1 protein-coding gene is annotated in these 1,096 nt (G+C 37.0%); it reads left to right on the top strand.

Going from position 1 to position 1,096, the window contains the following annotated elements; translation table 11 throughout:
* Positions 1-99: 99 nt before the first annotated feature.
* The gene (locus tag QOS03_RS09115) at positions 100-1,086 is read left to right on the top strand and encodes an IS30 family transposase (RefSeq protein WP_194177257.1); all 987 of its coding nucleotides are present in this window, start codon (positions 100-102) and stop codon (positions 1,084-1,086) included.
* Positions 1,087-1,096 lie beyond the last annotated feature (10 nt).

Here is a 1,096-nt window from a genome sequence, read left to right as displayed (position 1 = left end):
TGAGTATTTACAATCTAAGTGCAACAGATTTTAAAAAATAAACCCATAGCGGGTAGAATATGTTTAACGACCAAATCAAACTATTCGAGGTAACCCGTTATGAGCTATATACATCTTACTATAAAAGAACGTGAAATGCTTATGTGTTTAAAGGCTAAAGGATTAACTATTCGTGCAATTGCCTTACACATGAAGCGTAGTCCAAGTACTATTTCTCGTGAATTAAAGCGTTGTTCTGGTAAATACTCTGCTAATACTGCTGAAAATGACTATCACTTAAAACGTCGTAATTGCCATAAACCACTGTTGCTAGATAGTCATCCACTATTGCGCCGTAAAATTGTTCATTATATTTTAGATTTACATTGGTCTCCTGAACAAATCGCTGCGCGATTTGCGAAAGAACATCAGTGGTGTGTTAGTTATAACACCATCTATCGTCATATTTACAAGTATAATTTAGGCGAACAGTATTCATCTCATGGTGATACCGGAATTAAACGACATTTAAGACATAAGCATCACACCCGTCATCCTAAAAATACCAGGAGGCATCGGGAAGCCCAGACAGATTATATTTCAATTCATGAGCGCCCTAAATTCATCAATGAGCGTCAGCGCATTGGTGATTGGGAAATAGATACTGTAATGGGGAAAACTGGACACTCTGTTCTTTTAACAGTCGTTGATCGTCTTAGTCGATTAGTATTGATCAAAAAGATCAATCACAAAGAAACAGCTGATGTTAATCAGGGCTTAGTTGATCTCTTAGGATCTATCCCTAAAGAATTTGTCCATTCATTGACTCCAGATCATGGGCGTGAATTTCTTAGCCTAAATGATATTCGAGAACGTTTAGGAGTAGCTATTTATTGGCCAGATCCATATTCACCAGAGGAAAGAGGAACTAATGAAAATACTAATGGCCTAATTAGGGAATACTTTCCTAAAAGAACTGATATTGATGACTATACAGATAAGGACGTCAGTTTCTGCCAACATCAGCTGAACCGGCGTCCTCGAAAAGTGTTAAATTATGAAACCCCATATGAAGTATTTTTTGAGAAATCGTTGCACTTGGTTTGACAATTCGTCA

It is taken from the genome of Limosilactobacillus pulli (assembly GCF_947381555.1).
Classification (GTDB): domain Bacteria; phylum Bacillota; class Bacilli; order Lactobacillales; family Lactobacillaceae; genus Limosilactobacillus; species Limosilactobacillus pulli.
This window is presented reverse-complemented; position numbering and strand designations above follow the sequence as displayed.